Below are 9,354 nucleotides of genomic sequence, written 5' to 3' on the forward strand. Positions count from 1 at the left end.
CCTCTGGCAAAAAGATCTTCACCCGTCGCATTCTTATCGACAGCACGAAATAAACTGGTGTAACAATGCCAATCTCACCTGTAAAGGACAAGATGTCCCGATTCAACGGATTAATCTGTTTGATCTCGAAAACAGTCAAATCGATTGGAGTCATTTTGAAGCAAAAGGGGATGTTATCCTTAAAGAACAAAAGAAGAAAAAACCATTGATCTTGGCACATTTGATCTTGTTGACTGTTCTGATTTGCAAATCCGTGCCGCGGTTGAATTGCCTTCAAGTGATTGTTCTGTAATCTTTGAAATTGAGAGAAACAACAGCACAATTTATCAACTCTTACCCTTTTAATTGCTCAGTCTTACCGAATATATCAGTGAAAAAGTTATGCTCCGTGCCATTCTTAAAGGCACAGAGAAACTCTCACCGGTTTTATTTGCTCTCGTGCAACTGATTGCGGAAAAAATCCATAAAACAGCAACCTATGTTACCCTGCCCCATCACAATATTTACCTTGCGGAGACGTCTTTACGAATGATGCTGATAACCGATGAATCGCCCTCACTTAACACCCCCTTCCATCCACCTTTCCAGGAATTGCTCATCCACCTTTTTGGGGCTACCTTTTAGAGCACCTTTAATTTTTGATTTGAGATTTTTTCTTTAATACTTAATTTTTTTATTGAATCATAAAAAGTTATAGACCTCTATACACTCTTGCACATCTTTATATAACTTGATTTTTATGAATAAAGCCTGCTTTACCCTTCTGAAGTCATAAAATGATGGGCTTTTCGAATATAAATTATAAACCCAAGCAGACAACATAGAGCTAACAAAGTTGCTACAACCCGTGGATTATGTCCAGATATCTTTCCGATAACTGCCGCACTCAACGCCGCACTTCCTAATTGTAAAGCGCCCATAACACCAGAAGCTGCTCCAGCTGCTTGAGGATGCGAAGAAATAGCCAATGCTGTCCCTAACGGCAATAAAAAACCATTAGCAAAGGTAAGAACAGCGATAGCTGCAAAACTCGTTACAAGTGTCCATGGGCTTACATACATTTGCAAAGCAAAAAGCCCTCCGCCTACAACAAAAATAATATACCCACGCCATACCGTTCTTTCCATAGATTCTCGCTTAAAAAACCATCGTGCCGTGAGATTACCCATAATATAGGGAAGAGAAACCCCAATATAGCTATATCCAATATATTTCAGTGGCAAACCCAAAGTGGTGAGTAAAAAAGGCGACTCTACAATATAAGCAAAATAGGTTGCATAAGAAAAGCACGGAAGAAGTGCATAAAAAATAAATTGTTTGTTTCTGAGAACTCCTAAATTGCTCTTCATAAATCCCATAAAAGAAAAACGATGCCGCTTTTGAGAAGGCAATGTTTCCGTTAAAATAAAACAACAGAGCAAAATGGTTAAGGATATAAAAAGGCTTAAAAAGATAAAAGTAGCTTGCCAATTAAACGTTTGTAATAAGAGTCCTCCAACTAACGGCGCAAGTGCTGGTGACATCCCAATAAAGGGAAAAACAATCAAATAAAGTTTTCCTGCTGCTTTTTTATCCAATAAATCATTGATAATCGCACGGCTTAAAACAATCCCCGCACAAGCTCCAAGACCTTGTAAAAAACGTAATGCAAGAAAAGCGTGAAGATTAACCGTATAAATCACACTGATCGTAGTAAATAACCATAAAAACAAGCCAAATAGCAGTGTTTTTTTACGCCCAAAATTATCACTCAGTGGACCATAAATGAGCTGTCCAAGAGCCAATGCAAACAGAAAAATCGCAACAGCACTTTGTATCTGAGATTCACTCACTTGGTAGTATTGGCGCATTTCGTCAAGTGCAGGAAGAAAAATGTCTGTAGAAATCAAACCACCTGTTGATAAAAAGACAATAAGTATAATAAATGGCAACGTATATTTATGATTCATTTAAAAAAGCACACTTTATTTATTAAAAAATATTATTTAATTTAATATTATTATTTTATAAATATAGTTTTATTTTATAATTATAAAAATATAATATATAAATGATTTATATAGAAAATTTTAATTTTAATAAAATTTATCTTTTGTAATCTTGTTGATGAGTAAAAGAGCTTTAATTTATAATCCACACTCAACGCGATATAGAAATACACTGCATACCCCACTTTCCACCCTCTCATGCCTTTTCAATTGCTCTAAATTCCCACTCCAAAAAACTGTTAAAAAATTAAAACAATAGCTACAAAATTTTACTTTTTATTCCCAAATGCAACTGACTAAATATCACCTTTATAAGATTTTATCTAAGAAGTAAAAATATATTTATATCTAAAAAATAAGCATTAAGATAATTTCACAAAGCAGCTTTGTATTACACTTTTTTATTTTTCTTCAGAACATTCTCTAGGCAAAGAAAAAGCTCTATAACCAGCTCTCTGCAGCAGAAGCTTGCAAAAAGAAGTTTCACCATAATGGTCGCATTATCAAAATCCGTGTGCCCCACCATAATGTGGTATCCCCTTTATAAAACCATGGTCATTACTTTCTGTTTATGAACTTTCCCCTCCATTTCGGGCGCATCATTCGCACTGATTTGTCTCTTTGGAATATAATGGGGGGAACATAATGGCTAGCGAGGCATTTTATCTCCAGCATCATTCAAGGAGATAAAAACATGGAAACTCGCATTCCTGAAGACACACCATTCGATAGTCATTTCCTAGGAGAAACATCTCTAGAAACAGATTATCCTTTTTTTCAAACACCCATTTCATGGTCCGCAATCTTTGCTGGACTGGTTACAGCCCTTGCCACTTCGATCTGCTTATCTTTTCTGGTTGCAGCATTAGGTTTAGGTCAAATGGATTTCAACTCTTCGACACCTTTTGCAGGAGCCTTTCTCTCTGTTGGGATTGGTTCTCTTATTGTTATGCTCATCAGCCTTGCTTTAGGAGGCTTTGTCGCTGGACGCTTTGCTGAATCATCAGGCACACTTCATGGCTTTCTCACTTGGGCTCTCATAACATTACTGATGACCCTCCAAGCCATCCACGTAGTTTCAAGTACAGCAAAGATAGGTGCGAAAACTGTTGTAGAAAGCACATCGGCACTCCAACAAACTGGAGACAGCTTTAAAACAAATTTTTCTCCTCTATTTGCAAAACTAAACAGCGAAAATTTTGAAAAGTTTTTTGCAAAAAACAGTGACAATGGCATTAATTTTGACCAACTTGGTAATGAATTACACACTCTTCTCAAGAAAAGCGACATTCCCGCTCTCAATCCTGATCGCTTAAAACAATCCTATCAAGCTGTACTCAACGATATTGGTTCTGCGATAACAGCTTTCAAAAATGATCCTTCTCACACTGGCACCATCTTAAAAAATCTGAGTGAGCGCCTGTCTGATCGTATAGAAGATTTCACAACAAAATTTGATCGAAGTGATATCATCAATGCCCTGATGAACGATGGCATGAACCGTGCGGATGCACAAACAGCAACCAACCGTGCTGTTCATATCTATCAAAGCGCAGAGGAAAAAACTAAAAAAGCTATCAAAGCGCTTGAAGATCAAGCAGAAACACTCTCGGACAATTTTGAGGATACCATAAAAGAAGCAAAAAACACTGCAACTAAAGCCACCAAAACAGCCTCTTACATGGGATGGTGGAGCTTTTTAGGCACCCTGATAGGCGCTGTGATTTCTAGTGTGTTTGGCTATTATGGCTACAGAAGCCGTAAGGACACTTTCGTGCTTTAAAATTGAGAAGATATAAAGTATAAAATAAAGAAAGAGCTGTACCATGCGTACAGCTTTTTTTTTTGCAAAAGATTATTGGATTACTTCACTTTTTTGTTTTTCTTGTTTAAAATGATCTCTCATCGCGTCTTTATGCCCTTCATGCATTCTTTCCTTTTTTATTTTTTCATTATGAAAGAAAAGAGTGAAAAGCGCTAAGCCTTACTCAATGCATTAAAACTCTCACACGCCTCCTTGATTATAATATTGGACATGCAAAAAACGCACTTATAAACACTATGAATAGAATAAAAACTTCTACCGCTCCAAATTCTTGAAAAACAGAACAGTCACTGAAGAAAAATATTCTTGGAAAAAACTTCATAATCAAAATCAAAAGTCCATGTTAAAATATTTTATTTATACAGCAAAAAGCAGTTGACACGTTCCCCCCCCTAATGACTCCTCTTATAATAAAATCTATGTTTCCTCTTCAAAAGAGTAAGCGATATTTGCAATCAAAATTGCATTTGACAAAAATAAAACCCATGCTAGAGTGACATAGATGATAGATCTTTTCTTTTGATTATCATTATTTTTTATCAACTAAAGGGGGAGATATATGAATATTTCACTTAATGAAGTAGAAAGCGTTATTGAACTGGCTGCTGATGAAGTTGTACCAGTCTTAGCCGCTACTAAATACGCTCAACACGAAACCATAGAAGTTTGTGAAAACAATCATGATACAGATGCTTCACACGAAGTTTAATAATGTGTTATTGATGTTGCAAATCTGCTTATTATACATTCAAATTGAGAAAAATAAGCGTGTTTAATGGCATGTTTGAATTGTTTTCTAAAGACTTTTCTCAAAAAATTTGGGCTAAACAAGCAGCTGAGTTGTCAATTTCAAACATCCCTTTCCATGAAGGGGATGTTTTGGATGCTCTAAGGCAATATACAAAAAATCCAAATAAACTCTTAGCACTTAATCCTAAATCCGAAGTAGTAACAGTTATTAATGGGGTGCGGAGCCCACATCCTCTTCCAAACTTTCTTGTTTTAGATGCGGATAAAACTATAGAAGACTATACTGCCCGCGTTGACCAATATGCCGAAGGGCAAGAATGGGCAGTCATGTATTATGGGTTATACGCTGCGTCCCCTGTACTGTGGGACGCAGCAAAACAATTTGCAGATCAATTAGCACATTCTTTAGGTTTTAGACCCGGTGGACGTGTGGACATTGACTGCTTCATCGGCCGGTATTCTTCTACTCATGTGGGGGTTCACGTAGATCACGCACATAATTTTGGCTTTACTCTCCAAGATGGCAAAACAATGTTTGCATGGCCCAGCACACGAAAAGACCTTCAAGGACTAAAATATCCCGAATATGAGGTACATAAATCTACAGCAATCGCACTACAAAATCGTAAAGACCGTGTTGCATACTTCCCCCACAACGCTTTCCATGTTGCCGAAACTGGAAAAAATATCGCAGCAAATATCAATATTGCTTTTTGGGAAACGGCAAGCGATGCACAACACTTTAGAAAGTATGTTATGCATTTGCTCCATCTTGATGATAGGATAAAACATGACATCCGTGCATCAGGAAGAGCAGATTTAAACCCTGATAATGCTTTTCAATACTCCACACTAAGCTCTGCAATTGCAAACAACACTTTAAAACGCCATATGCTTGTTTCTCAATTAATTTGTGATACAAGTTCGCGTTTATGCATCGGTCGCCCTCTTATCGACGTCTCTGAGATTGAAAATGAAATCTCTCTTCGCTCATCCGCTACCCTGCAATGGGCTCCCTTGCTTGAAACAAAAGAACTTCTCATCGCAACAAACGGACATTGCACCAGTTTGAAATATAGCGATCATTTACACAGATTCCTCTCTCAACTTTTATCAAACAAGAAAATTGACATCGCGAAATTCAATGATAAACCACATAATATAGCACAAGAAGAAATTTTAAAAACCGTAAAAGCTTTAGCGTCTTGGGGGGCGTTGTGACAAAGAAAAAATCCACTATTTTCACTCAAATGGGACTTTTTCTTGTTTTGGGCTTTAGCAGCTTTGCTGATGAAACAGCGCAAGTTACATTTGCTCTCCACTTAGCAGAGAGCACAGCCTTTATTTCAATGCTCCTGTTATCAGGGCTTATCGGCGCAATTTGTGCCGGACCAATTGCCCCACGCCTCTTACATTGCTTCCCACCAGCGCGAACCGTTACTATTGTTTTATTATTTGAAGCACTCTTTATAGCCACAGCTGCAATCGTCAGCCAGTTTTGGGTTTATATTGTACTTTCTTTCGCGCTGGGCTGTGCTGGATCACTCTTTTGGTCTGCAATCCTTGTCTCTGTACCCGAATTGGCAAAAACTGATCAGCAATTAGATCGACTAAACCGCATTATCCAAACAGTCCGTAATCTTGGTTATGTTGCCGGACCACTCCTAGGAGGCGTATTATATGGTTTATCAAACGGACAAAGAGGATTGTTTGTGCTTTCAATCATGGTTCTTTGTGCAACCTTTATCACTCTCTTCTGTTTTAAAAATTTAAAAATTCATGCGCAAACAACAAATACAGTGCAGCAAACCAAAAAGGGATTAGATGTCATAGGTTTGTTGCGTAAAAAAAATATTGTCTATGCTCTTGCTCCACTCATTATCACCATCATACTCACCTCTGCTCTCAACGTTTTATCTATCGTCCGTATGCGCACTGATCTTCATTTAAATGCTGAAACCTATGGGGCGATCACAAGTATGATCAGTCTTGGCCTCGTGGTTGGTCCACTCTGTTTCTCTAGCCTTTTCCACCACTTTGGCAATGCCGCTGGTGCATCATTGGCTGCGACAATCATCGGCTTTGGAGTTTTCTGTTTTTCCCTAACAGACATGATATGGTTGATGATGCTGTCATTTTTTATCCTTGGGGGTGCCAACGGCGTGCAAAACGCCCTGATGGCAAGTTTTATGATGAAAGCCATTCAGAAAGAACACAGAAACAATCAAATGCCTGCCTATATCTTCATCATACAAACAGCCGTTTGTATTGGCTTTATAGGAGCTGGCTTTGTCCATGTAGATCACACCCAAAGCACACTCTTTGCAATCGGCATTGCCACAATGATCGCAGGCATATTAGGTTTTTCATTAAATACCACTGTACAAAAAAAAGAAAAAAGAGAATTTGATAATGGTTAGTGGACTCGGCTATGTGCCCGCAAGCAAACAATATCTCAAAAGCGGAGTTACAGCCGCCACTCTATAAAACCGTTGTTTCTCATCTCATTCAGCCTCACACCAGTCAATATGACTTCGATGAATACGAATTAACCACCGTTCCAGCAACTTGGAATTTTAAAACAGCCAATGAACCGATTTAATACTATGCAACAAGACCCTATAGGACTAAACTTTTATAATGGAACAGGCGGCTATGTGTGGCAACTTGCAGACTATATGTTACATAATTGTTATGAAAGCTCCCACACGCTTGAACTACAAAAACCAATACCACCCATAGCCATCAATTCTTTCGCTGTCTATCCACTTGAACTCAATCCCTTGGCGCGTATTCAATGGGCACAGGACGTACAGATAACGAGAAATAAGCCCGCGCTCATTGGGAAACGCCAAATTCAATCTATAACAGTTGTTTCTATAAAAGGAGCGGCATTTGGCGGATTCGATTTTCGCACATTTGAAACACTTCGTGAAAGCTGCCTTGTCCAATCATTGGAAGAAATACAATTCAATGGTTCTATTTTCACTGCTGGAAGTCTTTTGATATCACTATTGCGACACAATCTTATCGAAACAGATCAAAAAGCGTTTTCACAGGATGATGCAACAGTACTTTTACGAGAACCAACATGTATGATTATAGATTCTCTTCTTGGCACTCTCGCCATTAATCAACTCAATGGGCGTACAATCCGGCTTCATGAAAAAACAAAACATCTCTTGAAGCAAGCCATCACACCAATGCATATTCGGCACCCACTAACGGATTCAATGAAGTTTTTTATTAAAGCAGGAATGCTGCGATTGGTAAAATTATAAGGATAAAAAGATGCAGCTGATAAGACCTGGCATGGGAACAGAAAATAGTACTCAACTTATCCATGCGCTCATTCAAATGGCAAGACCACGTACAGTCATTGAAATCGGTGCAGGAGATAGCACACGCTTTATTGCTCAAGCACTTCAAAAAGCGAAATTATCATGGCAACAGGATAAAAAGCTTCTTGAATCCTCTCATTGGGAAGAACGTACTGCTTTACTTGACCCTTCAGGGATTCCAGAAACTTACGAACCGCGGCTTATCACAATTGATGATTTTACGGCCGAAGGTCAATCAGCAGAAGAAGCATGGCAACAACTTCTCAATGCCAACATTGAAAAAAATACAGTAACATTTATTAACGAGAATTTTTTCTCTCTTGATGAAAGTGTCCTTAAATCTTGGCAACCAATAGATTTTGCTTGGGTCGATGCTGGAACCCCCGCAGATGATGTGCGATTTGTTATAACCCTTTGGCAATATATCACTCCTGGTGGTTATCTTTGTCTCCATGAACCAACAATAACAACAACAGTCGCCCTTAATGGCCAACAACGAGTTCGACGTGTCAGAACCCCTTTGTGGGAAGAAATCCTCTATCGGCTTGATAGATCATATGAAGCTTTAACTTTACCTGAATATCATAAATATCGGCAAAGCGGACTCGGTATAATCCGTAAACGCATCAACACCGAACAGATTGTACGGTCACAATCATTACAATCGGAATTGAGAGAGATCAATGAACTGCCTATTCGCAATGATATTTTGCCGATGGGAACAGAAGCACTTCACAAACATAACAAGCGCAATTCATTGATTTCTGCAATGACCTCACCCACCTTACGCGCTGTTTACGCAACAATTACACTTGGTGCGAAAAATCTTTCTGACATTGTCAAACATATCGATTCAGACATCAAAATCATTCACAAATCCATCAATCGCCTTTTGAATCTTGGTCTTATTCAAAACACAAAAGAGGGATTTCAAGCGATAGATACATTATGGCAAGCACTAGACGATAAAAACGTACGAAATATGGAAAATTTAAGCGACCACTCCTTAGAAACAGAAGATATGCTTAAAAAAATTATTGAAGCATTTCAAATGGGAAAAATTTATAGTGAAACTGAAGTTTCAAAGATATGTAACCTCTTTACTATAGATTTTGCAAGACTAAGACGCACTTTAGTGGAAAGAGGTTTTTTAAAACGGTATGCAAACAAATATCAGCGCATACGCTAAAAAGGAAATATTAAACCTTTCAAAAGAAATTTTAAAAGCCAATAATTTTAGAGTGAAATCTGATGAGACAGGTTTCCATGGCACTATGCGCCCATTTTATGAGGCAGGAGAATTCCGTTGAACAAACAGCGCTGTAAAGTCTCTCTTTAAAAGCAACGAAGTAAATTTTGCGATAGAAAACAAATAATTTGTTTATCAGGATAAGAGATTTGATTAGGATTATTTTACTTTTTTTGCTATTTTAAACCACAGGATAAGGGC

At 38.0% G+C, this 9,354-nt stretch carries 8 protein-coding genes and 3 pseudogenes; 9 read left to right on the forward strand and 2 right to left on the reverse strand.

Annotation, left to right across the window (positions count from 1 at the left end; genetic code table 11):
* Nucleotides 1-208, forward strand: a pseudogene (locus NPX99_RS08830) (restriction endonuclease); the annotation flags it as partial.
* A pseudogene (locus NPX99_RS08080) lies at nucleotides 187-486 on the forward strand (hypothetical protein); the annotation flags it as partial. The pseudogenes NPX99_RS08830 and NPX99_RS08080, both read left to right, overlap by 22 nt.
* Here NPX99_RS08080 and NPX99_RS08085 read toward each other — a convergent pair.
* Both NPX99_RS08085 and NPX99_RS08090 read right to left on the reverse strand, forming a co-directional pair.
* Nucleotides 485-559, reverse strand: a pseudogene (locus NPX99_RS08085) (Arm DNA-binding domain-containing protein); the annotation flags it as partial. The pseudogenes NPX99_RS08080 and NPX99_RS08085 sit on opposite strands and share 2 nt — an antisense overlap.
* A 196-nt stretch (nucleotides 560-755) precedes the next feature.
* The gene (locus NPX99_RS08090; protein ID WP_269031336.1) at nucleotides 756-1,949 is read right to left on the reverse strand and encodes a multidrug effflux MFS transporter; all 1,194 of its coding nucleotides are present in this window, start codon (nucleotides 1,947-1,949) and stop codon (nucleotides 756-758) included.
* Nucleotides 1,950-2,682: 733 nt separating this feature from the next.
* Between NPX99_RS08090 and NPX99_RS08095 the strand changes: the two genes are divergently transcribed.
* The 7 genes from NPX99_RS08095 (at nucleotide 2,683) to NPX99_RS08125 (ending at nucleotide 9,093) form a co-directional block, all read left to right on the forward strand.
* Complete coding sequence (locus tag NPX99_RS08095) at nucleotides 2,683-3,771, forward strand: TIGR04086 family membrane protein (protein ID WP_269031337.1); 1,089 nt, start codon at nucleotides 2,683-2,685, stop codon at nucleotides 3,769-3,771.
* 601 nt (nucleotides 3,772-4,372) lie between these two features.
* Entirely contained in the window at nucleotides 4,373-4,522 is a 150-nt protein-coding gene (locus NPX99_RS08100; protein ID WP_269031338.1) for a hypothetical protein, read from the forward strand.
* Between the two features lie 71 nt (nucleotides 4,523-4,593).
* Nucleotides 4,594-5,784, forward strand: coding sequence for a hypothetical protein (locus tag NPX99_RS08105; RefSeq protein ID WP_269031339.1), 1,191 nt, complete (start codon nucleotides 4,594-4,596; stop codon nucleotides 5,782-5,784).
* Nucleotides 5,781-6,983: an MFS transporter gene (locus NPX99_RS08110; protein ID WP_269031340.1), complete on the forward strand. Its 1,203-nt coding sequence runs from the start codon at nucleotides 5,781-5,783 to the stop codon at nucleotides 6,981-6,983. The genes NPX99_RS08105 and NPX99_RS08110 overlap by 4 nt, the downstream gene beginning before the upstream one ends.
* A gap of 11 nt (nucleotides 6,984-6,994) precedes the next feature.
* Complete coding sequence (locus NPX99_RS08115; RefSeq protein ID WP_269031341.1) at nucleotides 6,995-7,165, forward strand: hypothetical protein; 171 nt, start codon at nucleotides 6,995-6,997, stop codon at nucleotides 7,163-7,165.
* The gene (locus NPX99_RS08120) at nucleotides 7,152-7,844 is read left to right on the forward strand and encodes a hypothetical protein (RefSeq protein ID WP_329957951.1); all 693 of its coding nucleotides are present in this window, start codon (nucleotides 7,152-7,154) and stop codon (nucleotides 7,842-7,844) included. Before NPX99_RS08115 ends, NPX99_RS08120 begins: the two co-directional genes overlap by 14 nt.
* A 10-nt stretch (nucleotides 7,845-7,854) precedes the next feature.
* Nucleotides 7,855-9,093, forward strand: a complete 1,239-nt coding sequence (locus tag NPX99_RS08125; RefSeq protein ID WP_269031342.1) for a DUF2087 domain-containing protein — start codon at nucleotides 7,855-7,857, stop codon at nucleotides 9,091-9,093.
* Nucleotides 9,094-9,354 lie beyond the last annotated feature (261 nt).

Origin of the sequence: Bartonella sp. 220B (genome assembly GCF_026930205.1) — a bacterium.
Classification (GTDB): Bacteria; Pseudomonadota; Alphaproteobacteria; order Rhizobiales; family Rhizobiaceae; genus Bartonella.